Annotated in this window: 27 protein-coding genes, 2 pseudogenes and 1 riboswitch; of the genes and pseudogenes, 24 read left to right on the plus strand and 5 right to left on the minus strand. The window is 69.0% G+C overall.

The window, feature by feature from the left end; translation table 11 throughout:
- Positions 1 to 98: 98 nt before the first annotated feature.
- Positions 99 to 1,211: a hypothetical protein gene (locus AB0G32_RS02255; protein ID WP_361156883.1), complete on the plus strand. Its 1,113-nt coding sequence runs from the start codon at positions 99 to 101 to the stop codon at positions 1,209 to 1,211.
- A gap of 297 nt (positions 1,212 to 1,508) precedes the next feature.
- On the opposite strand, the gene AB0G32_RS02260 is transcribed toward AB0G32_RS02255, so the two are convergent.
- A complete protein-coding gene (locus AB0G32_RS02260) occupies positions 1,509 to 1,718 on the minus strand; it encodes a hypothetical protein (protein WP_361156886.1) in 210 nt (69 codons plus the stop codon).
- A gap of 40 nt (positions 1,719 to 1,758) precedes the next feature.
- Between AB0G32_RS02260 and AB0G32_RS02265 the strand changes: the two genes are divergently transcribed.
- From AB0G32_RS02265 to AB0G32_RS02300, 8 genes and pseudogenes are all read left to right on the plus strand, one after another.
- The gene (locus AB0G32_RS02265; protein ID WP_361157165.1) at positions 1,759 to 2,250 is read left to right on the plus strand and encodes a polymorphic toxin type 24 domain-containing protein; all 492 of its coding nucleotides are present in this window, start codon (positions 1,759 to 1,761) and stop codon (positions 2,248 to 2,250) included.
- A gap of 161 nt (positions 2,251 to 2,411) precedes the next feature.
- Positions 2,412 to 2,858 (plus strand): hypothetical protein, encoded by a 447-nt coding sequence (locus tag AB0G32_RS02270; RefSeq protein ID WP_361156888.1) that lies wholly within the window; start codon positions 2,412 to 2,414, stop codon positions 2,856 to 2,858.
- 236 nt (positions 2,859 to 3,094) lie between these two features.
- Positions 3,095 to 3,553, plus strand: a complete 459-nt coding sequence (locus AB0G32_RS02275; RefSeq protein ID WP_361156890.1) for a hypothetical protein — start codon at positions 3,095 to 3,097, stop codon at positions 3,551 to 3,553.
- An 80-nt stretch (positions 3,554 to 3,633) separates the two neighbouring features.
- Positions 3,634 to 3,903, plus strand: a complete 270-nt coding sequence (locus AB0G32_RS02280) for a hypothetical protein (RefSeq protein ID WP_361156892.1) — start codon at positions 3,634 to 3,636, stop codon at positions 3,901 to 3,903.
- A 30-nt stretch (positions 3,904 to 3,933) separates the two neighbouring features.
- On the plus strand, positions 3,934 to 4,284 hold the full coding sequence (locus AB0G32_RS02285; protein WP_361156895.1) for a hypothetical protein: 351 nt from the start codon (positions 3,934 to 3,936) through the stop codon (positions 4,282 to 4,284).
- Between the two features lie 115 nt (positions 4,285 to 4,399).
- The gene (locus AB0G32_RS02290; protein ID WP_361156897.1) at positions 4,400 to 4,816 is read left to right on the plus strand and encodes a hypothetical protein; all 417 of its coding nucleotides are present in this window, start codon (positions 4,400 to 4,402) and stop codon (positions 4,814 to 4,816) included.
- A gap of 317 nt (positions 4,817 to 5,133) precedes the next feature.
- Positions 5,134 to 5,415 (plus strand): annotated as a pseudogene (locus AB0G32_RS02295) (DUF5959 family protein); the annotation flags it as partial.
- A 63-nt stretch (positions 5,416 to 5,478) separates the two neighbouring features.
- On the plus strand, positions 5,479 to 5,826 hold the full coding sequence (locus AB0G32_RS02300; protein ID WP_361156900.1) for a DUF6281 family protein: 348 nt from the start codon (positions 5,479 to 5,481) through the stop codon (positions 5,824 to 5,826).
- Between the two features lie 17 nt (positions 5,827 to 5,843).
- On the opposite strand, the gene AB0G32_RS02305 is transcribed toward AB0G32_RS02300, so the two are convergent.
- A complete protein-coding gene (locus tag AB0G32_RS02305) occupies positions 5,844 to 6,035 on the minus strand; it encodes a DUF397 domain-containing protein (RefSeq protein WP_361156902.1) in 192 nt (63 codons plus the stop codon).
- Positions 6,035 to 6,880 (minus strand): helix-turn-helix transcriptional regulator, encoded by an 846-nt coding sequence (locus AB0G32_RS02310; RefSeq protein WP_361156904.1) that lies wholly within the window; start codon positions 6,878 to 6,880, stop codon positions 6,035 to 6,037. Before AB0G32_RS02310 ends, AB0G32_RS02305 begins: the two co-directional genes overlap by 1 nt.
- Before the next feature lie 226 nt (positions 6,881 to 7,106).
- On the opposite strand from AB0G32_RS02310, the gene AB0G32_RS02315 reads away from it, so the two are divergent.
- The 11 genes and pseudogenes from AB0G32_RS02315 to AB0G32_RS02365 all read left to right on the plus strand — a co-directional run bounded on the left by AB0G32_RS02315 (position 7,107) and on the right by AB0G32_RS02365 (position 18,692).
- A complete protein-coding gene (locus tag AB0G32_RS02315; RefSeq protein WP_361156907.1) occupies positions 7,107 to 7,517 on the plus strand; it encodes an ATP-binding protein in 411 nt (136 codons plus the stop codon).
- Positions 7,518 to 7,662: 145 nt separating this feature from the next.
- Positions 7,663 to 9,645: a tachylectin-related carbohydrate-binding protein gene (locus tag AB0G32_RS02320; RefSeq protein ID WP_361156909.1), complete on the plus strand. Its 1,983-nt coding sequence runs from the start codon at positions 7,663 to 7,665 to the stop codon at positions 9,643 to 9,645.
- 146 nt (positions 9,646 to 9,791) lie between these two features.
- Complete coding sequence (locus AB0G32_RS02325) at positions 9,792 to 10,451, plus strand: SurA N-terminal domain-containing protein (protein ID WP_361156912.1); 660 nt, start codon at positions 9,792 to 9,794, stop codon at positions 10,449 to 10,451.
- Between the two features lie 22 nt (positions 10,452 to 10,473).
- The gene (locus AB0G32_RS02330) at positions 10,474 to 11,454 is read left to right on the plus strand and encodes a nucleoside triphosphate pyrophosphohydrolase (protein ID WP_361156914.1); all 981 of its coding nucleotides are present in this window, start codon (positions 10,474 to 10,476) and stop codon (positions 11,452 to 11,454) included.
- 25 nt (positions 11,455 to 11,479) lie between these two features.
- Positions 11,480 to 12,759: pseudogene (locus AB0G32_RS02335) on the plus strand (cytochrome P450).
- 143 nt (positions 12,760 to 12,902) lie between these two features.
- Entirely contained in the window at positions 12,903 to 13,973 is a 1,071-nt protein-coding gene (locus AB0G32_RS02340; RefSeq protein ID WP_361156916.1) for a transglycosylase family protein, read from the plus strand.
- A 175-nt stretch (positions 13,974 to 14,148) separates the two neighbouring features.
- A riboswitch (cyclic di-AMP (ydaO/yuaA leader) is annotated at positions 14,149 to 14,325 on the plus strand.
- 3 nt (positions 14,326 to 14,328) lie between these two features.
- Positions 14,329 to 15,054: a transglycosylase family protein gene (locus AB0G32_RS02345; RefSeq protein ID WP_361156919.1), complete on the plus strand. Its 726-nt coding sequence runs from the start codon at positions 14,329 to 14,331 to the stop codon at positions 15,052 to 15,054.
- A 249-nt stretch (positions 15,055 to 15,303) separates the two neighbouring features.
- On the plus strand, positions 15,304 to 16,593 hold the full coding sequence (gene eno / locus AB0G32_RS02350; protein ID WP_361156921.1) for a phosphopyruvate hydratase: 1,290 nt from the start codon (positions 15,304 to 15,306) through the stop codon (positions 16,591 to 16,593).
- Positions 16,594 to 16,704: 111 nt separating this feature from the next.
- Positions 16,705 to 17,190: a septum formation initiator family protein gene (locus tag AB0G32_RS02355; protein ID WP_361156924.1), complete on the plus strand. Its 486-nt coding sequence runs from the start codon at positions 16,705 to 16,707 to the stop codon at positions 17,188 to 17,190.
- A 30-nt stretch (positions 17,191 to 17,220) separates the two neighbouring features.
- A complete protein-coding gene (locus tag AB0G32_RS02360; RefSeq protein ID WP_361156926.1) occupies positions 17,221 to 17,754 on the plus strand; it encodes a DUF501 domain-containing protein in 534 nt (177 codons plus the stop codon).
- Positions 17,751 to 18,692, plus strand: coding sequence for a Ppx/GppA phosphatase family protein (locus AB0G32_RS02365; RefSeq protein ID WP_361156928.1), 942 nt, complete (start codon positions 17,751 to 17,753; stop codon positions 18,690 to 18,692). Before AB0G32_RS02360 ends, AB0G32_RS02365 begins: the two co-directional genes overlap by 4 nt.
- 32 nt (positions 18,693 to 18,724) lie before the next feature.
- Here the strand turns inward: AB0G32_RS02365 and AB0G32_RS02370 are convergent, their stop codons facing one another.
- Positions 18,725 to 19,168, minus strand: coding sequence for an ATP-binding protein (locus AB0G32_RS02370; protein WP_361156931.1), 444 nt, complete (start codon positions 19,166 to 19,168; stop codon positions 18,725 to 18,727).
- Between the two features lie 134 nt (positions 19,169 to 19,302).
- On the opposite strand from AB0G32_RS02370, the gene AB0G32_RS02375 reads away from it, so the two are divergent.
- A complete protein-coding gene (locus AB0G32_RS02375; protein ID WP_361156933.1) occupies positions 19,303 to 20,652 on the plus strand; it encodes a hypothetical protein in 1,350 nt (449 codons plus the stop codon).
- A 141-nt stretch (positions 20,653 to 20,793) separates the two neighbouring features.
- Positions 20,794 to 21,159, plus strand: a complete 366-nt coding sequence (locus AB0G32_RS02380) for a hypothetical protein (RefSeq protein WP_361156936.1) — start codon at positions 20,794 to 20,796, stop codon at positions 21,157 to 21,159.
- A gap of 54 nt (positions 21,160 to 21,213) precedes the next feature.
- Here AB0G32_RS02380 and AB0G32_RS02385 read toward each other — a convergent pair whose 3' ends face one another.
- Positions 21,214 to 22,389, minus strand: a complete 1,176-nt coding sequence (locus AB0G32_RS02385; RefSeq protein WP_361156939.1) for a PP2C family protein-serine/threonine phosphatase — start codon at positions 22,387 to 22,389, stop codon at positions 21,214 to 21,216.
- A gap of 445 nt (positions 22,390 to 22,834) precedes the next feature.
- Between AB0G32_RS02385 and AB0G32_RS02390 the strand changes: the two genes are divergently transcribed.
- Both AB0G32_RS02390 and AB0G32_RS02395 read left to right on the plus strand, forming a co-directional pair.
- Positions 22,835 to 24,229 (plus strand): NAD(P)/FAD-dependent oxidoreductase, encoded by a 1,395-nt coding sequence (locus AB0G32_RS02390; RefSeq protein WP_361156942.1) that lies wholly within the window; start codon positions 22,835 to 22,837, stop codon positions 24,227 to 24,229.
- A gap of 224 nt (positions 24,230 to 24,453) precedes the next feature.
- Positions 24,454 to 25,755, plus strand: coding sequence for a cyclopropane-fatty-acyl-phospholipid synthase family protein (locus tag AB0G32_RS02395; RefSeq protein WP_361156944.1), 1,302 nt, complete (start codon positions 24,454 to 24,456; stop codon positions 25,753 to 25,755).
- Positions 25,756 to 25,884: the final 129 nt, after the last annotated feature.

Consider the following 25,884-nt stretch of genomic DNA (forward strand, 5'->3'; position numbering starts at 1 on the left):
CCGTGGCGGTGCACAGTCCCGCGCCGCAGATGAGAAAACACGTGGAAGGTCCGCCACAGAGCTGCGACGATGCCCCCTGCTTTCTTCACGGAGGACATTTGTTCGTTTTCGTGTGCGCGGGATGTGGCGCCGAGCTGACCATCCCGCTGTCCCCGGTCGCGCTGCCGGTTCATGCCCATCAGAAGTATGGGAACGGGATCCAGCTCCCGGTGCTCATGGAGTCGGGCACATTCGCCGTGGAACCGGAGCCCTGGGGGCCGCCGTGGCGGAGGTGGGAGGAATTCGACCCGGCCGAGGCGGCGGCCCGCGGTATCTACGCTCCGCTCTACGCCTTGTCCGACAGCGCACCCGGCACCGTCGTCATCGCCCCCGGGGATACCCGCGGCACCGTGCTCATCCCGCACGAAGCCGGCGGCTACTGCTGCGGCCTCGACTGGGGTGACGGCCCCAACATGGCCTGCGAGGCGTGCGGCCTGCCGGTGGCGAGCCGGATCGACGACTGCTCACTCTGGCAGGCGGTCTGGCTCGCGCCGGACGCCGTGCACCGCCTCCCCGTCGACGACACCGACTCCGACACCGCAATCCTCTCCTGGGAGGAACTGCTGGAGGAGGCGGTAGCCACGCCCCCGATGGAGCCGGTCAGCAGATGGGGCTCGCTCCGCGGGCTGGACCACTGGTGGTCATGGAGCCCACAGTGGGAAGCGGCAGCCGGTCGGGCCCTGGCCCACCTCCTGGCAGCTTCCGACGGCCGACCGGTGACGGTCCCGCCCGGCCTGATCACGGAAGTGTTCCAACGCGCCCTCGACGCCCTGCTGCCCGCGGACCAGCCAGCGCGACGTGCCGTCCTGGCCGGTCCGGAGCTGTCCGCCCCCGGTCCGGACGCCGACATGATCCTCGTGCCAACCCACCCGCAGACAGGGGAACTCTGGAGCCCGGCCGGCCCGGACACATCTGCACGCCCGGTGCCACTGCCGTTCGGGATATGGATGTGGATGGCCTTCCCCGAACCACACCTCTACCTCCCCACCTCGGGAACCATGCCCGACGGCGTACTGCGCGACGACCCGCCCCCGCCACGCCCCCACCACCTGTTCCGAGCCGACCCGGGAACCTTCCAGCACACCCTGGTCCGATTGCCGGCGGTCCGCAGTCCGCTGCTGCGCGAGATCCTCGACAACCTCACGCACCACATGCAAGCCGGTCTCTTCTAGCCGACTGCCAGACGACGCCGGTGCTCACACTCCGGAGCTGCGCAATCGAACAGCACCAGGTAGTGGTGCCTCCCGAAGTGGTGAACATTTGCTGTCCGTTCTCGTGGATAAAGCCAACTCCTCCCACCAGCCGCGCGCTCGGTCGGTGGTCATGGCGACCAGGGAGTTGACTATCCTCCATGAGCGTGTGGCCGCGGCTGTCGGCACCGGAGGCCGGGTGCCCGCGCTCCGGTTGCGGCGGGCGCGGCAGCAGCTCAGACCTTGGCGGCGTGAGGACTGGGCGGCCGAACTGGACGATCACCTGATGGATGTGCTCGGGGCGTAGGCGAAGACGTCGCCGCCAGAGCCGCCAAGAAGGCAGGCGGTGAGACTCCCGGCCCACCGGACCTCGTCCGAGAAGGTCACCGGCACCATCACCGGCAGGGCGAGATGCACCTGGTTGCCCTGACGATCGACACGGACGGCGCCGCGGGCGACGCGACAGCGGTTCACCACGGCCACGGCCACGGAGGGCCGCCCCTTCTGGGTCCCCGATCTGAAGGAATGGCTGGACGCCGGCGACCTGAAGCCGGGCCAGTGGCTGAGCACGGGCTCGGGCGCGAAGGTCGAGGTGACAGCGGTACGAGCGTGGACCCAGGGCGCGACGGTCCATAACCTGACGGTCGACCGGGCGCACACGTTCTTCGTGGCGGCGGGGGCTGCGCCGGTTCTGGTGCACAACTGCGATACAGGCGGATTGAGCCTTGCGGGTGCACGGCACGTCAGCGGACGCTTCCCCAAGACTGCTAACCCCGGGGAGACGCTCTTCCGTCAGAAGGAGGATGGGACGGTTACTGCGTATGCGCGGTATGATGAGGAGGGTGCAATCTCCCAACGTGCGGACATCGACCCTGATTCGGCGCCGCATGCCGGCATACCGGCCCCGCATATTCTCGGCATGGAGAAGCACACCAATCTAAAAACGGGACAGGTGTTTCGCAACTGGGCAAAAATGCCGCGCCCTCTGCGTCCCGACGATGAGCTGTGCGGCTGTCGGTAGGTACAGTCGAAATTGAATGCTGATAGAAGTGCACCACCTCAGGCGCTCGCAATATCATGGCGGGCGCCTGAGGTATTTGAACTCCAGTTGTGCGGGGCATCTGCATCTCTCTGGGTGGCCGAAATGACCATTCCCTACGTAAGTGACGCGAGGAGTCATCTGTGATTGACCCGACGGATTACCCTGGAATTAGAGCGTGGGTCCAGGAATGGGGAGGGGATGTTGATTATCTGGATTATGTGAAAAGTCGTGGCGATATGGGAATGGTGGTGGCATTTTCTCGGATCTTCTGGCCTCGTTTTGTTGAAGTGGAGGGATGTGTGCTTTGGGATCGGGTATACGAAGAATCGAACTTTGCGGCCTGGCGCGAAAGCCTCTCCGGTGACATGCCGAAAATTGAGGCGACACTGAATCAACTACGAGTCTGGCAGATTGTCGATCCGGGTGACGGTGAAGAGGAGTGGCGGGCGCAGAGGTACTTCGCTGAATGTGTCGCGAAAACGTGGAGTGCCGCACTGTCTGCCGAATTCCCTCATCGGCATTTCGAGGTTCGGGTTATTGATACTGAAGATGGCCCCATTGTTACCTTCTCATCCGGATTGAGATAGATCCAACTGTGGCATGGGGGCGAAAATGAGTGACTTTGTTAGGGAATTCATACCGGAGCGGCACTGTGAGGACACTGCGGGACATGAGTCGACCCGGCGTACGCTGCAGAGGGCTTGAAGTCGCGGACAGCGATCGCGGTGCGATGGGACGAGGGCGACATTGCGCTCCTCATGGTCCAGGACGACTGACGTGACCGCGGAGAAGGCGGTGACCGGGAAGGCGCCCATTTACCGAAATGACAGACAACTTTTACGGAACTCGGCCGGATTACCTCCCGGACTTCATGAATAATCCGGACGGTGGCGACGCCTACGGAGTGGTGAAGTTGAGTCTTGCCGAGAGTCGGCAGTTGGAAGCGGTAAGTCTCAACAGATTTCCTCCCACTTTCAGCGCGGCGCTCGACTGGAAATCTGCCTCGTACGAGGACCGCCTCTGGTGGGGTGACGAGGAAGACTGGGCGAGGATGGCGGCGGAACTGCTCCCTCGGTATGCACGGGATGGATCTCGCGTCGCCCTCTTCTGGGGCAACCTGGCGCTGCCGACCGTCACGCTGAGTGTGGACGTGGTTGTGCGGTATGCGCGGGAGATCCTTGACGCGGGTCCGCACTTCTGGATCTATCCGCTCGATGGTTCCGTTCTCATCGAGTGCCTGATGGATGGACAAGTGACGATCGCAGATATTCCGTCGAGCTGAGTGTGCCGTGCCTGGTCTCCGATGCGTCGGAGTCAATGCGCGGTCCAGGGGTGCCGAATCCAAGTAGGAAGGTGACAGGCGTGACTCAGGTTGTGCCAGTAGAACTGACGGGAATGTCCGACTTGTTTCGCGACTTGGAGGAGTATGTGGTGTCTCTGGACCGGGTCTTGTCGCGAATCGGAGCGGGAGAGGACCCCCTGACGCTCGTCAACTATGTAGTGGAGTACAAGCTTCCCGCACGGCTGGCTCGCGCCCGTGAATTCGTGGGTGACTCCCTGGAACATGTCATTGGGGCGCAGGCCCTGGAGGAGATGGCGGAACAGGTCGAGGCGTACAGCGACAGAAAGTGACGCGGTGTCGATGCCCCGATGCGGCACGGTATGAACGCTGAATTGCCGCGGATCAATCGAGTCGGGTTCGCGGAGTACGACGACAGGGCAGGCATCTTCCGGGAGACGGACCTGCCGGCACTGGCGCAGACGCCGCGTCGGATCCTGGACCTGGTGCTGCCCAATGATTCAGGCTCGGTCGAGACGATGCTGACGGAGGCCCAGGCCGACTTCGTCGTTCCGCTCGGTATGGCCGCTGCGATGCTCGATGGCGGTGGGTACGCGGATGTCGAGCTGGTCTCGGCGGCCTGCGCGGTGCGTTCCTCGGCCGAGCGTTACACGCACGAGTGTCCAAAGAGCCGACTGCCCTTCTGCTGCGACTCCCGCGCTGACCTGACATAAATATCTTGGAGATTCCGTGCATGTCGCAGACAGGACGAGGGCTTGGGTTATCGAGTTGGGGCGACACGACTGGGCCTCGCTTCGATGCGGGTGTGGGCAGACCGGTGCGCACATCGTGTCCTCGCTGGTCACCCTCATCGAGGCCAGGACCCTGGAAGAGACCATCGGGCACACGCTGGACGGTCACTTGGAGCGGGAGGCCATGCTGTTCCAAGTGGCACCACACGCCGTGCCAGTTATGCTCGCGGCTCTGACGGAGGACCTGCCGCAGTACGCCAGGACTCATTTCCTGAACATGCTCTGGTACCTCGTTACAGGAGAGTCCCACTCTACTGAGGTGGAGGCTGGACTGCCTGACTTGGAGATGGACTGTCGATCCGCCGTCAGGGAGGGGATATGGCTGATCTATAAGGAAGCGACGACTAGAGACAGCGAAACCGCTTTGGATATCCTTGAGTTCACGGACGCGGACGCAAGGCGAGTCGAAGATTTCCGGTCAGGCGTGGCTCCGAGCGGGACGGGAATCAAGTGATGAAGTTTCGCGCCCTTCGTCACTCACAGATCGTGCGTTGTGTGGTCACGGGACATCGAGGGCGCTTTGGCGTCGAGGTGAGAGTCGTCGACCCCGAGACAGACGTACCGGCTTTCATCGACTTCATGATGCTGAGCGATAGTGCTCAGCATCCGGCGCCGCCCGACTTTCCGGCCGAGGGCGAAGTGCTTGAGGCCGTGGTTCTGGATGTCATGCCGGACGGAGAGCCGCGGCTGTCAGCTCGCGCGTCCTCGTTGGCGCGTCAGCGGCAACGCGACACTGGTACGTCATGGAGGTGACAGCGTGTTCCCGGTGGAGTTGGTGCGGCTCTTTCCCGGCCGATACTCGAAGCTTGGGGTCAGGCGCTGGAAGCGCTGTCGCTGGGGCGAGATGTCACCTGGATGCGGACGGATCGCGGCCCCGCGGTGAGCGTTCACCTCGAAGGTGAACGGGACTGCTCCGAGGTTCTCGTGGAGGACGAGTCCACCTGCATGGTGATCGTCCGCGCCCCGATCGCCCTGGAAGAGGGGTGGGTCCCCGATCATCAAGCTCGCGTCCGGCGCTTCATCGAGAGCTGCGTTGAGCCCATGCGCGATTGAACGTTCTCGCCCCGCGCCGCGTCGTGGTCATGAACCGACCCGACGTAACGAGGAGCCCCGCCGATGAGTCAACGCATCCTGACAGTCCCCCTGACCATCACTGCCGTGGCCGTGCTGGCCGCCGCCTGCACGGTGTCGGGCGGCGGTGGAGAAGCGGCGGGCTCCTGCGCGATCACGGTCACGTACGGAGGCCGGACCTACACGGATGCGGCCGGCGCTGACTTCACCGTGGGCGCTGCCCTCGGTACCGCGGTGTTCCCGCCCTGTGTCGACACCCCGAACGGTCCTGACAACACGGTTCCTCGCGGACCTGCCACAGCGTACGCCGTCGCGGGCGTGGATCCGCGTACGGCCATCGCGGTGCGGTGGGGCGACGGTGAACTGATGCCGCTCACGGTCCAGCCCGGCTGATGCGAGGGCGAGGATGCTCAGGACTTGAGTGACCTGACGAAGGCAGTGAAGGCGGCGGCCGGGAAGGTGAGGGGGTGGGCAGTCGGGGCCTTTGAGTCGCGTATCGCTACGCGGGTGGGGGCTTGTGAGATTTCGACGCAATCGTTGCCGTCGCCTTCACCGGAGTACGACGACTTCCGCCAGGTGCCACGGTCGGTCTCGGGGGCCATCACAGTTCCTTCGCCAGCTTGTGGATCAAGTCACGCGACCGGTCGGGTGCGAGCGATGCTTCCTCCACCTTACGAAAGCGCGTCCGGTAGGCGGCCAGTTGGGCTTCGGAGTCGATGAATACGGAGCCGTGAGGGGCGTCGCGCACCACTGTGTCCAACCTGGGCAGGGGGCCACCCACGTATGTCATGGAGCTTGATGCTCTGGCAAAGCCGTCCAGGTCGAAGGGGATGACTCGTAGGGTGATGTGCTCCGCTTCGGAGGCCGCGAGCAGGTAAGCCAGTTGAGCCTTCGAGGCGGCCCGGTCGCTGACCCTGATGCGTAGTGCCGACTCGTGGATCACCGCCTCGTACGGGATGGGCGCCGGCGCTTCGATGATCACGCGCCGAGCCAGTCGATGACGTACACGCAGTTCGCGTTCTTCCGTCGGCAGCTCCGGAATCCTGTTGGAGAAGACCGCCCTGGCGTACCCCTCCGTCTGCAACAGCCCCGGTACGAACAGGACGGCTACGTCCTTCCGGAACGTGGCGTGATGGTCCAGCTCGGAGAGATCCAGGAACGACGTGGGCAGCAAGCCCCGGTACTCCTCCCACCAGCCCCGTGTGCGGTCTGTCGCCATGAGGACAAGCGCATTGACAAAGGTCTCGTCCGTGCAGGAGTAGTGGGCAGCGAGCCGACGAAGCCGCTTTTCGCTCACTCCCGCGAGCGCCGACTCGATGTGGGTGATCTGAGCAGGGCTCACTCCAAGCAGTGCGGCTGCCTGGCGCGCACTGAGACCCGCCGCCTCTCGGAGTCTGCGCAGCTCAGTCGCCAGACGCGCCTGATGGGCAGTTGATTCACGCCTCACAGCTTTCGACTGCTCCTCGCCTCAATGCGCCCACGGGCGCGACTCGTTCGGTGTCAGTTTACGTGATCAGCTTGCTCTGTCTCTATGTATAGATCTACCGTCGGTGATGCGAATACCACCCTTTGCAACCGTGGGTCCGGAAGCGCACCGCTCCGCCCTGCCATCGCGGCGCGGCAATGACACCGGCCCGTCGCTCATCACCCCACCCCACACCTGGAGCTGCCCCATGCCCGAAACCGCCCCCTGGGAGTACACCCTCTACATCCCGAACGACGTCCGCGCCGTCACCGTCAGCCGCCGCACCCTCCGCCTGATCCTGACCGTGCACGGTCTGATCCGCCTCGTCGACACCGCCGAACTGCTCGCGGCCGAGCTGGTCTCCAACGCCGTACGGCACACCAAGGGCCCCGCCGGACTCCGGCTGCGCTGGTCGGGCGGCGTGCTGCGGATCGCGGCGTGGGACACCGACCCCGAGCCGCCCGCACCGCCCCCGGCGCCCGACCGGCCCGCCGGTGAACTGGAGGACGGGCGGGGCCTGACCCTGGTGCGGGCCTGCGCCGATCTGTGGGGGTGGCAGCCGCTGGTCGAAGGCGGCAATCGAGGCAAGTTGGTGTGGTGCGAGCTGGCGGCGGCCTGACGTCGTTGTCAGCCGTTTCACTGACTGTTCAGTGGATCCACACAGGGAAACACGAGTCGTTCTCCCGTCCGACACTGCCCAGTTCACCGACCGTTGCCTAACGTCCGGTGATCAAGAGATTCGGCTCCGTGAGGGAAGGACATCGATGAGACACCCGACGCGAAGACGAGCCGGTCGCCGGCTGGCCGCATTCGTGACCGCTGCCGCCGCGCTGCCCGTCGTGGCGCTCGCGCCCACCCCCGCCCAGGCCGCCGCCGCAGTCACCTGTGCCGCCACCGGGCCCACGTACGCCGTGGACACCGCCGGCAACCTGCTGCGCCAGGCCATGCCCACCCCGCTGACCGGCGGCACGATGCCGTCGCCCAGCACCATCGACACCGGCTGGTCCGGCTACGGGCAGGTCATGGCCGGCCCGGGCGGGGAGCTGTACGGCGTCAAGGCCGACGGTCTGTACCTGAGCCGGCGCACCAGTTCCGGCACCTGGGACATCCACCACAAGAAGATCAGCAACAACTTCGGCCAGTATCAACAGGCCGCGAACCGCGACAAGATAACCGTCGACCGCGGCGACCACATCTGGCGACTCGACGAGAACGGCGCCCTGCGCTGGCACCAGTACTTCGCCGACACCAGCTCCTGGTACCCCGGCGGCGACAAGATCGTCGACGCCGACTGGAGCCGCTACGACGCCATCGTCGCCGGTGACGAGGGAGTGATCTACGGACGGGAAGCCGCCACCGGCTCCCTCTACCGCTCCCGCTACGACTTCACCAGCCAGCGCTGGATCGAGCGCCACGTACGGGTGAGCTACTCCGGCTGGAACACCGAGGGCGACCTGGCGTCGCTCGGCGGCGACACCCTGCTGCGCGTGATGCCGGACGGCAACCTGCGTTACTACCGCTACGACGAGGACACCGACGCCTTCGCCGTCGCCGCCAAGGTGATCGGCTCCGACCGCTGGGCCGGCTACCTCAACGTGACCGCCGCCCCCGACACCTGCGCCGTCACCACCGGCCACACCCCGGCCTCGCCCTCGATCGCGCTGGAGGGCGACGCCGCCACCAGCATCCTCCAGTCCTCCGCAGGCACCCTGGAGTACGCCTACACGGACGGCAACGGCCGGCTCGTCCACGGACGCCAGGCGGACCCGAGCGACTTCAACAGCGTCCAGTGGACCCCCATCCACGACAACGAGGCGTTCGCCGGTCAGCCGTCGCTCGCCGAGCAGGCCGACGGCCGCGTGGTGGTGACCGCCCACAACGTCAACGGCAGCGTCTGGACGCGCGACCAGGCCACCCAGTCCAGCGCCGACTGGTCGAACTGGGTCGACCTGGCCGGCGCGATGGCCCAGCACGCCACCACGGCGAAGCTGCCGGACGGCCGGCTCGTGCAGTTCTCCGTCGACGCGGAGGGCCGGCCCTGGTACCGCGGCGAGCAGGCGGCCAACGGCTACTTCATGAGCTGGCTGCCCCTGAACGGCGGCAGCCACAGCCGGCCGCTGACCGCCGTCACCGTCCGCGACGGCGTCCAGTTGTTCGGCGTCAACTCCTCCGGCTCCATCACCACCGCCCTCTTCAGCGGCGACGGCACCCTCTCGGCCTGGACCAACCTCGCCGGTACGGGCTTCACCGGTACGCCGGCGGTGGTGGTCTACCCGGGCTACCGACTCGCCGTGTTCGCCCGGGACGCCGACGGGCACATCGTCACGGTGCGGCAGGCCACCGAGGGGGCCGCCTTCCCGGACGCCTGGTCCCAGGTCGGCGACGCCACCTTCGCCGGTGCGCCGTCCGCGGTCATCAGCCCGGTGACCGGCAACACCGAGATCGTGGCCCGCGCCGACGACGGATACGTGTACAACACCGGCGAGCAGACGCCCGGCTCGGGCACCTGGCGGGCCTGGAAGCAGGAGAGCTACGAGGCGGCGGCCACCGACCCGACCGCCTTCACCTACACCAACTCCAGCGGACCCACCTGGGCCTACTCCTACCGCACCGGCACCAACCAGACCCGCGTCTACGAAGTCGTCCCGACCACCTTCGCCGCCGCCCGCTCCACCACGGCCGCGGCCACGGCACCGGCGGCGCCCGCCTTCACCGCCCACGACCTGCCCGTACCCGCCGGCGGATAACCCGCGCCGGTCCGACCGGAACGCGGCGGTGCCCGACGTCCCGGTGAATCGTTGGTCCAATGGGTTGGCCGGAGCCCGCCCACTGCCTACCATCGATCACCGCAAGACTTTGTGCACCGTCGCACAATCTCCAACGGGAGGTTCCCTTGCACCGCCGCTGCCGTCGCCGTCGCTCCGCGCTCGTCCTCACCGCCGCGATCGCCGCGGCCGCACCGCTCCTCACCGCCTGCGGGAACGACGCGCACCCCGGCGCGGCGGCCGTCGTCGACGGCCGGCGGATCACCGTCGCGCAACTGGAGGACCGGGTCGACGAGGTACGGGCGGCCCAGCGCGCGGCCGTGCCCGACGAGACGCAGTACGAGCAGGCCATCGCCCGCACCGGCGGCCTCACCCGCGACACCCTCCAGAGCATGGTCCTCGACCAGGTCCTGCACCGCGCCGCCCGGGACGCGAACGTCACCGTCACCCGCAAGGAGATCCAGGGCATGCGGGCCGGCCTGGAGGAGCAGGCCGGCGGCGCCAAGGCGCTGGAGACGGTCTGGCTCCAGCAGTACGGCATCGCCCCCGCGCGCGTCGACGAGAACCTCCGCCTCCAGCTGGAGGCCCAGAAGCTCGCCCAGCACCTCGGCACCGACACCGGCCAGCCCGCCTTCTGGAAGGCCCTGTCCCAGACGTCCGAGAAACTCGACATCGACCTGAACCCCCGCTACGGCACCTGGGACGTGGCGAAGAGCAGCCGCGCCGACGCGCAGACGCCCTGGGTGCGGGAGGTCACGACGGAAGCGGGAGCGCCGCGGACCGCGTGACGCGGTGCGTTACGTTTCGGAGGTGAACGCCACTCCCGTCGAGAACGCCCCCGGCCGCATCGTCCTGCTCACCACCAGCCACCGCGTCGCCCCCGGCCTGCTGTCCTGGCCGGCCTGGCAGGCGTTGCGCGGCGCCGACCGGGTGCTGTGCGCGGACGGCGCGCACCCGCAGCTGCCGTATCTGCGCGAGGCGGGCATCCGGGTGGCGGAGGCGGTCCCGGCGGCCGAGGAACTGGTCGGCGTCTGCGCGGGCGGGCACACGGTGGTGGTCGTGGCGACCGGCGAGGGGGAGCCCGCCCTCACCGACGGCCTGGCCCGCCTCGCCGGCTCCGGCCGTCTCGCCATGCCGGAACTGGAACTGCTGCCCGCCTCCTACGACCTGCCCGGCGCCCGCCTGCTCGACCTGGTCCAGGTCATGGACCGGATCCGCGTCGAGTGCCCCTGGTCCTCGCAGCGCACCCACCAGGGCCTGGCGAAGTACGCCATCGAGGAGGCGTACGAACTCGTCGAGGCCATCGAGGACGGCGACCGCGACGAACTGCGCGAGGAACTCGGCGACGTTCTCCTCCAGGTCGTCTTCCACTCCCGGATCGCGGAAGAGGACCCGAACGTCCCCTTCTCCATCGACGACGTGGCCGGGACCATCGTCGCCAAACTCATCCACCGCCACCCGCACGTCTTCGGGGACGAGACCGCCACCACCCCCGAGGAGGTCCGCGCGCACTGGCTGCGCACCAAGCAGACGGAGAAGCAGCGCACCTCCGTCACCGAGGGCGTCCCGCTCGGCCAGCCCGGCCTCGCCCTCGCCGCCAAACTGGCCTCCCGGGCGCGCACGGCGGACCTGGACGTCCCGCTGCCCCGCGGCGCGGGCCTCGGCTACGAACTGCTGGCGCTGGCGGTGCGCGCCGAGGCGGCGGGCGTGGACCCCGAGGCGGCCCTGCGCGCGGCGGCCCGCGCCTACCGGGACGCGATCCGGGAAGCGGAGACGCGGACGCCGAGGTGAGCGCGGCGGCGGATACGGTCGGGACGTGACCGACCGTACCCATCCCGCCAGCACCGCCCCCGAACTGTTCACCTGGGAGTTCGCGAGCGACCCCTACCCCGCCTACGCCTGGCTGCGCGAGCACGCCCCCGTGCACCGCACCAAGCTGCCCAGCGGGGTGGAAGCCTGGCTGGTCACCCGGTACGCCGACGCCAAGCAGGCGCTCGCCGACCCCCGGCTGTCCAAGAACCCGGCGCACCACGCCGAAGGCGCCACGCCAAGGGCAAGACCGGCATCCCGGGCGAGCGCAAGGCCGAGCTGATGACCCATCTGCTCAACATCGACCCGCCGGACCACACCCGGCTGCGGCGACTGGTCTCCAAGGCGTTCACCCCGCGCCGCGTCGCCGAGTTCGCACCGCGCGTTCAGGAACTCACCGACCGGCTCATCGACCGGTTCGCGCACACCGGCAGCGCCGACCTCATCCACGAGTTCGCCTTCCCGCTCCCCATCTACGCCATCTGCGACCTGCTCGGCGTCCCCCGCGAGGACCAGGACGACTTCCGGGACTGGGCGGGCATGATGATCCGGCACGGCGGCGGGCCCCGGGGCGGGGTCGCGCGGTCGGTGAAGAAGATGCGCGGCTACCTCGCCGACCTCATCCACCGCAAGCGCGCCGACCCGGGCGACGACCTGATCTCGGGCCTGATCCGCGCCTCCGACCACGGCGAGCACCTCACCGAGAACGAGGCCGCCGCGATGGCCTTCATCCTCCTCTTCGCCGGCTTCGAGACCACCGTCAACCTCATCGGCAACGGCACGTACGCCCTGCTCACCCACCCCGAACAGCGCCGCCGCCTCCAGGACTCCCTCGCCGCCGGGGAACGCGGCCTGCTGGCGACCGGCGTCGAGGAACTCCTGCGCTACGACGGCCCGGTGGAACTGGCCACCTGGCGGTTCGCCACCCGGCCGCTGACTCTCGCGGGCCAGGACATCGCCGTCGGCGACCCGGTGCTCGTCGTGCTCGCCGCCGCCGACCGGGACCCGGCCCGCTTCACCGACCCGGACACCCTCGACCTCGCCCGCCGGGACAGCCAGCACCTCGGCTACGGCCACGGCATCCACTACTGCCTGGGCGCCCCGCTGGCCCGCCTGGAGGGCCAGACCGCGCTCGCCACGCTCCTGACCCGGCTGCCCGACCTGCGTCTGGCCGCCGACCCGGCCGAACTGCGCTGGCGCGGCGGACTCATCATGCGCGGTCTGCGCATCCTGCCGGTGGCGTTCACCCCGGGCGCCGGGAACAGCTCGTCGCAGACGCAAAGGTGACACGCGCTCAGCTCTGTGATCTCCATGTGATCTACACGGCATGAACTTGTGATGAGTGATCGTATGCCTATACGTTCACGGATCAGCGCGGCACCGAGCACCAATCGCCGTGCGGGCCCTGCTGTCTTGTGAAAGGTCTCCGCATGCTCTCCGGGAACGGCCGACACCGTCGCCCCCGCCAGGCCCCGGCCCTGGTCGTCGCTGCCGGAGTCACCGGCTCCGCCATCGCGATCCCGCTCCTCGGAGCCACCGGCGCGCACGCGGCCGACGGTACGACCTGGGACCGTGTCGCCGAGTGCGAGACCGGCGGCGCGTGGAGCCAGAACGGCGGCAACGGCTACTACGGCGGTTTGCAGATGTCCCAGGAGGACTGGGAGGCGTACGGCGGCCTCGCCTACGCCACCAGCGCCGACCAGGCCAGCCGCTCCCAGCAGATCCGGGTGGCCGAGAAGCTTCTGGCGGCCCAGGGCATCGCCGCCTGGCCGACCTGCGGGCTGCTGGCGGGCCTGGACGGCAGCGCTTCGGACGATTCCTCCGAGTCCGCGACGTCGGACACGGACTCGGGTGATTCATCCAGTTCATCTGGTTCATCTGGTTCGTCTGATTCCTCCGCCTCGTCCGACGCGTCCGACTCGACCGGCTCCTCGGCTGACTCTTCGACCGGTTCCGGCTCCGACTCCGGTTCCGGCTCCGGCTCCTCGGCGTCCCCGTCGGCCACCGACTCCACGGACTCCAGCGACTCCGCCGACTCCACGGACAGTGGCGACGAATCGTCCAAGTCCGGCACATCGTCCGAATCCGCCTCCCCCACCGGCGAGGCGAGCGACGCGCCCACCACCAAGAGCGACACCGCGGGCATCGGTGACAGCGCCGACAACCTCGAACCCAGCCCCGGCACTTCGAGCCTCACCGACACCGGCGCCGGCCGGCACCGGGGCGGCAGCGCGGACGACGAGACGGCGAGCGGACGTTCGGAGTCGGCCTCCGGGCGGCACGCCTCGCGCGACGACGAGACGGCGCGGGACGCGGGCGACGGGACGTACACCGTGCGCGCCGGCGACAACCTCTGGGCCATCGCCGACTCCCTTGACCTCGCCGGGGGATGGTCCTCCCTCTATGCCGAGAACAAGGACACTGTCGGCGCCGATCCCGATCACATCCTGCCCGGTCAGAAGCTTGCGGTTGGGGTCGAACCGGTCGAAAAGCAGCGGTAGTTCGCGTCACGGTTCGGGCTGAATGTCCGTATTAAACGCCGTGAGAGATAGGTCTCAGAAGCCCTGATCGTCTTTGTAAATCCGCCCGGGTCCTGTCTACGGTCAGGACCGCTCGCCATCGCGGGCCCCGGCCGCCGCAACGCCGAATCCTGCCAGCGGCAGCCCGGGAACAGTCGTCGCGCAAGCGCCGAAGGCAGGAGCGGGGGACCCAAGGTAGGTGCCGCACCGGGCAGTTGAGCCGGAGCGGCTAGGGGTGAAGCCGTGTCCGCGCGTAATACGCAAGTGACACGGCCGGGCAACCGAACCGGCCCGAACCCGACAGCTCACCTCGCAGGCGTCGGTGAGGGGATCAACCATGCTGTTTTCCAGCAAGGGCAAGCACCGTCGTCCGTCCAAGGCCACTCGCGCCATCGCCATAGCCGGCGTGGCCGGTGCCGCCGTCGCCGTCCCGCTGATGGGGGCGGGCAGCGCCTCCGCCGCCTCCGAGTCCGAGTGGGACACCGTCGCCCAGTGCGAGTCCGGCGGCAACTGGTCCATCAACACCGGCAACGGCTACTACGGCGGCCTCCAGTTCTCCTCCTCCACCTGGTCGGCCTACGGCGGCACGCAGTACGCCTCCAGCGCCGACCAGGCCAGCAAGGACCAGCAGATCCAGGTCGCCGAGAAGGTCCTCGCGGCTCAGGGCAAGGGCGCCTGGCCGAGCTGCGGCACCGGCCTGTCGGGCGCCGGCGGCTACACCGGCTCCTCCGACGAGAGCCAGAGCAGCGGGTCCAGCAGCAGCTCCAGCGGCTCCAGCAGCTCCACCGAGACCCGTGAGACCCAGGAGCAGCCGGCCTCCCGCTCCCAGGAGCGTCCGGCGGCCGAGACCACGCAGCAGTCCGACAAGACCGTCACCACCCCGACCGGCAAGAAGGTCGAGAAGGGCGACGGCGAGTACAAGGTGGTCAAGGGCGACACCCTCAGCTCGATCGCCGGGGCGCACGACGTCGACGGCGGCTGGGCGAAGCTGTTCAAGCTGAACGGCGACATCGTCGACGACGCCGACCTGATCTACCCGGGCCAGCAGCTGCACCTCAGCTGAGGCTCGTCCCGACTCCCCGCCCCGGTGCGTGTTCCCCCGTACGCACCGGGGCGGGGCCATGTCCGGTTCGCGGCAGTCTTTTGTTCCGTTCGGAAACAATTTACTCTCGGTTCCGTACAACGGGTGGGTGACCGGCTGGCCGATCGCCCGGAGCCGGTTAGGCTCGGACCCGCAGAGCCGCTGCGTGCCGCGCACCCGCGTCACACAGATGCGTCACACCGAAGCGTCACATTGAAGAAGGAGATGCTCGTGCCGTCCATCGACGTCGTCGTAGCCCGGGAAATCCTGGACTCCCGAGGCAACCCCACGGTCGAGGTCGAGGTCGGCCTCGACGACGGCAGCACGGGTCGTGCCGCCGTTCCGTCCGGCGCCTCCACCGGTGCCTTCGAGGCCATCGAGCTGCGGGACGGCGACGCCAACCGCTACCTCGGCAAGGGTGTCGAGAAGGCCGTCCTCGCCGTCATCGAGCAGATCGGCCCGGAGCTGGTCGGCTACGACGCCACCGAGCAGCGGCTGATCGACCAGGCCATGTTCGACCTGGACGCCACCGACAACAAGGGCTCGCTCGGCGCCAACGCCATCCTCGGCGTCTCCCTGGCCGTCGCGCACGCCGCCTCCGAGGCGTCCGACCTGCCGCTGTTCCGCTACCTGGGCGGCCCGAACGCGCACCTGCTGCCCGTTCCGATGATGAACATCCTGAACGGCGGCTCGCACGCCGACTCCAACGTGGACATCCAGGAGTTCATGATCGCCCCGATCGGCGCGGAGTCCTTCTCCGAGGCGCTGCGCTGGGGCGCCGAGGTCTACCACACGCTGAAGAAGGTCCTGAAGAACAAGGGCCTGTCCACCGGTCTCGGCGACGAGGGCGGCTTCGCCCCGAACCTGGACTCCAACCGCGCCGCCCTCGACCTCATCCTCGAGGCGATCAAGGAAGCCGGTTACACCCCCGGCGAGCAGATCGCCCTCGCCCTGGACGTGGCCGCCTCCGAGTTCTACAAGGACGGCGTCTACTCCTTCGAGGGCAAGGAGCGCACCGCCGCCGAGATGACGGACTACTACGCCGAGCTGGTCGAGGCGTACCCGCTGGTCTCCATCGAGGACCCGCTGTTCGAGGACGACTGGGACGGCTGGAAGACCATCACCGAGCGCCTCGGCGACCAGGTCCAGCTGGTCGGCGACGACCTGTTCGTCACCAACCCGGAGCGCCTGGCCCGCGGCATCGAGGAGGGCGCGGCCAACGCGCTGCTGGTCAAGGTCAACCAGATCGGCTCGCTGACCGAGACGCTGGACGCCGTCGAGCTGGCCCAGCGCAACGGCTTCAAGTGCATGATGTCGCACCGCTCCGGCGAGACCGAGGACGTCACCATCGCCGACCTCGCCGTCGCCACCAACTGCGGCCAGATCAAGACCGGCGCCCCGGCCCGCTCCGAGCGCGTCGCCAAGTACAACCAGCTGCTGCGTATCGAGGAGATCCTCGACGACGCCGCGGTGTACGCCGGCCGCAGCGCGTTCCCCCGGTTTCGCTCTGCGAACCAGTAGGGACCGCAAGGGCTGAGCAGCCTCTTAAGCGCAGCGTCGTACGTACGTCCCCGTACCCGGTCCCGTACCGTGTGCGGGGACGTACGCGCGTGCACGGGAGGCGGAAGAGCGATGGCCGTGAAGGACCGGGACCGTTTCTCCACCACGACCCGCATCCGGGCGCTGGGGGAGCAGACGGCGGCCCGGGTCTACCGCTCGCAGACCAAGCGGCAGGCCCGCCGCTCCCGGCTGACCGGCCGGGCGGCGCTGCTGGTGATGGTGATCTGCTCCCTGGTCGTGGTGCTCGCCTACCCGATACGGCAGTACGTCGCCCAGCGCGCCGAGATCGCCGACCTCCAGCGCGAGAAGCAGCAGGCCCGGCAGCGGGTCGAGGACCTGCGCGACCTCAAGGCCCGCTGGCAGGACGACGCCTACGCCGAGCAGCAGATCCGGTTGCGGCTGCACTATGTGATGCCGGGGGAGACGGGCTTCGTCGTCATCGACCCGGGCACGGCGAAGCAGTCCCGGGCCGGTCTCGGCGCGGCCGGCCGGCCCTGGTACCGCACCGTCTGGGACGGGGTCGACAAGGCCGACGCCGCCACCAGCCACCACCAGTAGGACCCACAGGAAGACCGACAGAAGCCAGTCATGCACACGCCCCCGCCGCCCACCCCGCGCACCGAGCCCACCGACGCGGACGTCGAGGCGTTCCGGCAGCAGCTCGGCCGTCCGCCGCGCGGCCTGCGCGCGATCGCGCACCGGTGCCCCTGCGGGCAGCCGGACGTCGTGGAGACCGCCCCGAGGCTGCCCGACGGGACACCGTTCCCGACGCTGTACTACCTGACGTGCCCGAAGGCCGCCTCCGCGATCGGCACCCTTGAGGCAAACGGGGTGATGAAGGAGATGACCGAGCGGCTCGCCACCGACCCGGAGCTGGCCGCCGGGTACCGCGCCGCGCACGAGGACTACATCCGGCGTCGCGACGAGATCGAGGAGCTGACCGGTTTCCCGAGCGCGGGCGGCATGCCGGACCGGGTCAAGTGCCTGCACGTCCTGGTCGCCCACTCGCTGGCCGCCGGGCCCGGGGTGAACCCGCTGGGCGACGAGGCGATCGGGATGCTGCCCGAGTGGTGGCGCAAGGGCCCGTGCGTGAGCACCGCCCGCGGGGAGGACGAGAAGTGACCCGAGTAGCCGCCGTCGACTGCGGTACGAACTCCATCCGGCTGCTGGTCGCGGACGCCGACCCGGCGACGGGAGAGTTGTCCGACCTGGACCGCCGGATGACAATCGTCCGCCTGGGCCAGGGCGTCGACCGCACCGGCCGCCTCGCCCCGGAGGCACTGGAGCGGACCTTCGCCGCGTGCCACGAGTACGCGTCGGTCATCAAGCGGCACGGCGCCGAACGGGTCCGCTTCGTTGCGACCTCCGCCTCCCGGGACGCCGAGAACCGCGCCGACTTCGTCCGCGGGGTGCTGGACATCCTCGGCGTCGAACCCGAGGTGATCACCGGCGACCAGGAGGCCGAGTTCTCCTTCACCGGCGCCACCAGGGAACTGACCGGCCGTACCGACCTGCACCGTCCCTTCCTGGTGGTGGACATCGGCGGCGGCTCGACCGAGTTCGTCGTGGGCGACGACCACGTCCGCGCAGCCCGCTCGGTCGACGTCGGCTGCGTCCGGATGACCGAACGGCACCTGGTGGTGGACGGCGCGGTCACCGACCCGCTCACGGAGGATCAGATCGCGGCGATGCGGGCGGACATCGAGGCGGCCCTCGACCTCGCCGAGCAGACCGTCCCACTGACCGAGGCCCGCACGCTGGTCGGCCTGGCCGGCTCGGTGACGACCATCTCGGCGATCGCGCAGAACCTCCCGGAGTACGACTCCACGGCCATCCACCACTCCCGCGTCACCCGCGCCCAGGTCGACGAGATCACCACCCGCCTCCTGCACGCCACCCACGCCGAACGCGCCGCGATCCCGTCCATGCACCCGGGCCGGGTCGACGTGATCGCCGCGGGCGCGCTGGTCCTGCGGACCATCATGGAGCGGACGGGCGCGGCGGAGGTCGTGGTCAGCGAGCACGACATCCTGGACGGGATCGCGTGGTCGGTGGCCTGACCGGGGGCGGGCGGTGCCTTTCCCGGGCACGGTCATGGTGTCCTCACCTCCACCCATACGGCCTTGCCGAGGGGGAGCTCGGTCACGCCCCACCGATGGCACAGGAAGTCGACGATGAGTAGGCCGCGACCTCGGTCCCGCTGGTCGGATTCGGGCCGTACACGGGGGCGGCGCCGGACGGGGTCGTGTACCTCGACGCGGGTTCGGGCGTCGTCGGTGTCGATCACGACCCGCACGCGGTCATGGGGTTCGGTGCCGTACCGGAGGGCGTTGGTGACCAGCTCGCAGGTGACCAGTACGACGGTCTCGACGTAGTCCTGACGTGCCCTCGGCAGGTGGTAACCGACGTACTCACGTACGAATGCGCGGGCTGCTCCTGCTGATTCGGGTTTGCTCGCCAGTAAAAGGATCGGCGGTGGCCCGATTTCAAAGGTCGAGCATGTCTCACCCATGTCGGACGCGTGTTCTTCGGTCATGGTCGAACCAGGCCCCCTGGTAGGTCGAGATCATTCGGGGTTCGGTGAATAGGTAACTGCGCGGTCACCCTCTGCGGGTACCGTTGAGGGCTCGGGGGAACGTGAACGCCATGAATGTCGTCGGGAGATGAGGCATGGCCAGAAACAAGCGCACGCCCAACCTCGCCCTTCCGGGCTTACTCGGCCAGGCCGGATTGACTCGGACGCAGCTCGCGCAGCGCGTGAACCGCCTCGGTTCACAGACGGGATTGGATCTCCACTACAGCCAGTCGACCGTGTCGCACTGGATCGCTGGTGCGCGTCCGAGGCCCGAGGCCAGGGCGTTGATCGTCGAGGTGCTTTCGGCAGAGATCGGCCGCCCTGTCACACACGCCGAAGCCGGGCTCACGCCGGTCCCGTCCGTCCTGGGGGCTGATCCGGCCGACACCGTCGAGGAGCTGATGGACCTCGGAAGGGCGGATATGGACCCGTCCCGGCGCGGCGTACTCGCCGCAGGCGTTTTCTCGGCTGCTCTTGCCGTTCCTGGTTTCTCCCTCCCCGCGCGTGCCGCGGAGGAGCCGGCGAGTCCCGGCAAACAGACGATCCGCATCGGCGCGTCGCAGGTCCAGGCCGTACGCACCATGACGGAACGGATCGCGGACATCCTCGATGAACTCGGCGCGGGGCACGCTCGGCCCATGGCTGCCGCGTTCCTCGTCAACACGGTGGGACCGTGGCTACGCGCACAGGCGAGCGAACGGGTGCGCCTCGACATGCTCGCCGCCGCATCCGACCTCACGTATCTGACAGGGTGGATGGCCATGTACGAGAAGGCTCATGGCCTTGGCCAGACCTACTATGTCAAGGCGCTGAAGCTGGCGAACGAGGCGCAGGACCACGTGACCTACTGCCGGACTCTGCGGGGTATGAGCCTTCAGGCATCCAACCTGGGGTACGGCCAGAAATCATTGGAACTCGCCGACTCAGCCGCACAGGCCGCACCGGCCGCTGGGCCGCGACTGGTGGCCTTCCTACGGGGACAACAGGCCCACGCGGCAAGCATGGTCGGTGATCGCCGCATGGCGCACGGGCGTCTGCGGGAGGCCGAGGCCGCGTTGTCCAAAGCGGATAGCCGACGCGACGCGATCGGCGGGTACGACCGGACGGCGTGGCTGTTCCAGGTCTCTCATGTCCTGTACGAGGAACGCGACCTTCCTGGCAGCATCAGAGCTCTTCAGCAGTCCATCAAGGTGCAACCGAAGGTGGAACGGCAGGGACGCGTGCACTCGTACGCGTTGCTGGCACAGCGGCAGTACGCCTACGGGCATCTCGACGCGTCTTGCGACTCCTGGGGACGCTTCTTGGACGATTACGAGCACATCTCATCGGCACGGGGTGACGACCATTTCGAGAAAATGGCCGCACAGTTTCACAGGCACGCGAACGCACGGCCGGTGCGGGAACTTGCGGGAAGAGCGCGAGAGATCGCGGCACTGAAGAACTGAGGGCGACGCATGCCGCAACCACAGGGGCAAGCTGTTGCCGAGGGCACGAGACCTCCCGGAGCGCTGTTCCGGGAGGCGGCCTGAGCCTGCGAGGGGAGAGCTGACGTGGCGGGACATCGGAACGTGACGAGAGGGGTCGCTGTGACGGATTTCGAGGGTGCCCGGCTGTTTCGCGAGTCCTGGATCGTGGGGGTGCGCAAGCACTTCCCGGGTGAGCCGAAAGCCGGGTACGTGGCGGAGTGGGACGCGACACCGGAGTGGGAGCGGCAGGCCGCGGGTGCCGTGTATGAGCAGGTCCGGCAGTTCCTTGAGGTGAGCGACGGGCACGCCGGCCGGCTGAGCCGTGAGCAGAAGGGCCGGTTCGTCGCGATCGCCTGGACGGCGCAGATGTACAAGCACTTCGGGGACCCGAAGCCGGGGTACGTGGCCGATTGGGCGGCCCTTCCCGAGTGGCAGCGGGAGACGGACGCGGACATCTTCGAGGCGATCGAGGACGCGGTCGGCTGACGCGACGTCCCGAGCGCGCGGTGCTGGGCGTACGCCGTACGCCGCCCGTCTCCGTCAGTCCCGCCCCGCCCCCTCCGGCGGCCCCGTCTCCGACACCGTCACCGCGATCAACGCCAGGTCGTCCGCCAGGACACCCCCCGCGTGCCGGTGGGCGAGGTGGGTCAGGTGGTCGACCACGGTCGGTGGGCCCTCGCGCCAGGTGTCGCGCAGGTCGGCCTCGGGGGAGTAGAAGGCGCCGTGCGCGTCGCGGGCCTCCAGGAGGCCGTCCGTGCAGAGCAGGAGCAGGTCGCCGGGGGCGAAGGGGCGGCTCTCCTGGCGCCACGGGCCGGGGTCCAGGTCGCCGAGGCCGAGCGGGAGGCCCGGGTCGGCCGGCTCCCAGCGCGCCACCCCCTCCGCCGTGGCGAGGAACGCGGGGCAGTGGCCGCGGCTGAGCAGCCGTACCTCGCCGCCGTCCGGGGGCAGTTCGGCGACGGCGGCGGTGATGAACTGCTCGCCCGGCGCCGGGTCCGTGCCCCGTACGTCGGCCATCTCGCGGATGTGCCGGATCACCGCCTCGTCGAGGTGGTGGGCGAGCAGCGGCAGCGTGGAGGTGTGGTGCGCGGCCTCCCGGAAGCAGCCCACCAGGGCCGCCACCGCGGGGATCGCGTCGGGTCCCTTGCCGCGTACGTCGCCGATGAGCAGCCGCACCCCGTACGGGGTCCGTTCGACCACGTAGAGGTCGCCGCCCACGGCTGCCGCGTGCGAGGCGGCCTCGTACCGTACGGCGATCCAGGTGCGGCCGAACCAGGCGCGCACCGGGGGCAGCACGGCCCGCTGGGCGTACTCGGCGGCCCGCCGGGTGGCCCGCAGCCGCTGGTCCAGGGAGAGCCGCAGCAGGCACAGCGGGACGGTCGCCCAGACCAGGACCAGCATGGCGAAGAAGTCGACCACGGCGTGACCGCCGTCGGACTCCAGATGGCGGGCGAAGAGGAAGAGCAGGCCGGCGGCGGTGTTGAGGAGCGCGACCAGGACCGCCCGGCGCAGCGTGAGCACACAGGCGGCCGTCATCGAACTGAGGATCAGCAGCGCGTCGCCGCTCACCCCGCCCGGGGTCGGCAGGTCCACGGCGCAGGCCAGCGCGGTCAGCGCCACCGGCGTCCACCACACCCACCGCGGCACGGTGCGGGCCTCAAGGCCCGGGGCGGCCGACGGGTGGGACAGCAGCCCCGTGCTGCGGCGGTGCGGGCTCATGGGGCCAACGTAATCCGCCCGGACCGGCCTCGCCCCCCGACGTATGAGCAGGTCGGGGAACGTCTGAGCGGGTCCGGCGGGCTCCGGGAGCGGCTCTTGGGAGAGCCTCACAGGAAAGTTCGTGAAGTTCTTCACAAGAGATTGGGCCTCGATGAGCGACAAACGGCTTCCGGTTGACCTTTTCCGGGGCTCAACTGCCCTTTGAACATGTTCAGAAGCGTGGTATGGGAGCGGCTCGGGCGCTCGTGCGCGGCGGCCGCCGCGGCGGGTTCGGAGGGCCGGAGCGGCAGCTCACACGGCATTGACAACGGCGCGCACTACACGTGGGTTCCGGTTTCGCGCCATGACCTCCGTCACGCGAGCGGAGGAGTGTAACACGACCCTCACATAAGCTTGTGAAGGGGCGCACGAAGCACCCCCCTGGGGCAGGTGGATACTCGATGCCATGAGCACCACGGAGCGTCCCAGGATCCTCGTAGTAGGCGGTGGGTACGTAGGCCTGTACGCGGCTCGACGCATTCTGAAGAAGATGCGTTACGGCGAGGCGACCGTCACGGTCGTCGACCCCCGTTCGTACATGACCTACCAGCCCTTCCTCCCCGAAACCGCCGCCGGCAACATCTCCCCGCGCCACGTCGTCGTACCCCTGCGACGCGTGCTGCCGAAGGCGGAGGTCCTCACCGGTCGGGTCACCACCATCGACCAGGACCGCAAGGTCGCCACGGTCGCCCCGCTGACCGGCGAGGCGTACGAGCTGCCGTTCGACTACCTGGTCATCGCCATGGGCGCGGTCTCCCGCACCTTCCCGATCCCCGGCCTCGCCGAGCAGGGCATCGGCATGAAGGGCGTCGAGGAGGCCATCGGCCTGCGCAACCACGTCCTCGAGCAGCTCGACAAGGCCGACTCCACCACCGACGAGGAGATCCGCCGCAAGGCGCTCACCTTCGTCTTCATCGGCGGCGGCTTCGCCGGCGCGGAGACCATCGGTGAGGTCGAGGACATGGCCCGGGACGCGGCCAAGGAGTACAACAACGTGTCCCGCGAGGACATGCGGTTCATCCTGGTCGACGCCGCCGACAAGATCCTCCCCGAGGTCGGCCCCAAGCTCGGCCAGTACGGCCGGGAGCACCTCGAGAGCCGCGGCGTCGAGGTCTACCTGTCCACCTCCATGGACTCCTGCGTCGACGGCCACGTGGTGCTCAAGAACGGCCTCGAGGTGGAGTCCGGCACGATCGTGTGGACCGCGGGCGTCAAGCCCAACCCGGTGCTGTCCCGCTTCGGCCTCCCGCTCGGCCCGCGCGGCCACGTCGACACCCAGGCCACCCTCCAGGTGCAGGGCACCGACTACATCTGGGCCGCGGGCGACAACGCCCAGGTGCCGGACGTCATCGGCCGCAAGGCCGGCAACCCGAACGCCTGGTGCCCGCCCAACGCCCAGCACGCGCTGCGCCAGGCCAGGGTGCTCGGCGACAACGTCGTCTCCGGCATGCGGGGCTTCCCGCAGAAGGAGTACAGCCACGCCAACAAGGGCGCGGTCGCGGGCCTCGGCCTGCACAAGGGCGTCGCGATGATCGTCATGGGCAAGATGAAGATCAAGCTCAAGGGCCGGCTCGCCTGGTACATGCACCGCGCCTACCACGGCATGGCGATGCCCACGTTCAACCGCAAGATCCGCGTCTTCGCGGACTGGACGCTCGGCATGTTCCTCAAGCGCGAGGTCGTCTCGCTCGGCGCCGTCGAGACGCCGCGCGAGGAGTTCTACGAGGCCGCCAAGCCGGCCCCGAAGCCCGCCGCCGTCCCGGCCGCCCCGAAGGCCGAGGAGAAGGCCAAGGCTTCCTGACCCAGGTCAGCCAGCGCAGTTCCCGAAGGGGCCGTCCGCCATCCGTGGTGCGGACGGCCCCTTCGGCGTTGGCGCGGACGGCCCCTTCGGCGGTCCGCCGGCCGGGGGAACTGGATGGGCTTTACAACTATTTTGCGGAGTCGTGACCACGGTGCGGGACTGCGGATCGCCTCATCCGGTGTTTACGTGGTGACCAAACATCCGGTCTTACGGAGGTGTGCGCCATGGCAGACGCCGCGTTGCGGCTGAAGAGCCTCGTCGAACAGGTGCTGGGGGCCCCGCTCCCGGTCCGCATTCGCGCGTGGGACGGCTCCGAGGCCGGTCCCCCGGAGGCACCCGCGCTCGTCGTGCGCAACCGCCGTGCCCTGCGCCGTCTGCTGTTCAAGCCCGGGGAGCTGGGCCTGGCCCGCGCCTGGGTGGCCGGCGACCTGGACCTCGACGGCGACCTCTACGCCGCCCTCGACCTGCTCGCCGGGCTGATCTGGGAGCGCGGCGAGGACGCCCGTACCCTCGGCCAGGCGCTGCGCGACCCCGACGTCCGCGCCGCCGTGCGCGGCCTGGTCAAGCTGGCAGGCCCGCCGCTGCCGCCCGCCCCGCCCGCCGAGGAGATCCGCCGCCGCCGCGGCCACCTGCACACCCGCCGCACCGACAAGCGCGCGATCAGCCACCACTACGACGTCGGCAACGACTTCTACGAACTCGTCCTCGGCCCCTCGATGGTCTACTCCTGCGCCTACTGGCCGGCCCCCGAGGCCGACGGCGGCACCCTGGAGACCGCCCAGCGCGACAAGCTGGAACTCGTCTCCCGCAAGCTCGGCCTGAAGCCCGGCATGCGGCTGCTCGACGTCGGCTGCGGCTGGGGCTCGATGGCCATCCACGCCGCCCGCGAGCACGGCGTCACCGTCGTCGGCGTCACCCTCTCGCAGGAACAGGCCGCGTACGCCCGCAAGCGCATCGCCGAAGAGGGCCTCACCGACCGGATCGAGATCCGGGTCCAGGACTACCGGGACGTCGTCGACGGCCCCTACGACGCGATCTCCTCCATCGGGATGGCCGAGCACGTCGGGGCGGAGAAGTACCTGGAGTACGCCCGTGACCTGCACGCCCTGCTCAAGCCCGGCGGGCGGCTGCTCAACCACCAGATCGCGCGGCGCCCGCAGCGCGACGAGTCGGCGTACAACGTCGACGAGTTCATCGACTCCTACGTCTTCCCCGACGGCGAGCTGGCCCCCGTCGGGACCACCGTCGGCCAGTTGGAGCGGGCCGGGTTCGAGGTGCGTGACGTGGAGGCGATCCGCGAGCACTACGCGCACACCCTGCGCCGCTGGGTCGCCAACCTGGAGGCCGGCTGGGACCGGGCGACCCGGCTGGTCAGCCCCGGCCGGGCGCGGGTGTGGCGGCTGTACATGGCGGCCTCCGCGCTCGCCTTCGAGCACAACCGGATCGGCGTCAACCAGGTCCTCGCGGTGAGGACGCCCGAGTCCGGGGCGTCGGGGATGCCGCTTCGGGCCCGTACCTGGAACTGACCACCCCCGGACGATGCCGATGGGCCCCCTCCCCGCCCGGGGAGGGGGCTTAAAAACAAAACACCAAGACGGGAGGTGGAAGGGGTGGAGGGCGATAGGGGCGGGGGGGGGCGAGGGCGGGGGGGCGCG

The sequence above is a fragment of the Streptomyces sp. NPDC023723 genome (assembly GCF_040639815.1).
Taxonomy (GTDB): domain Bacteria; phylum Actinomycetota; class Actinomycetes; order Streptomycetales; family Streptomycetaceae; genus Streptomyces.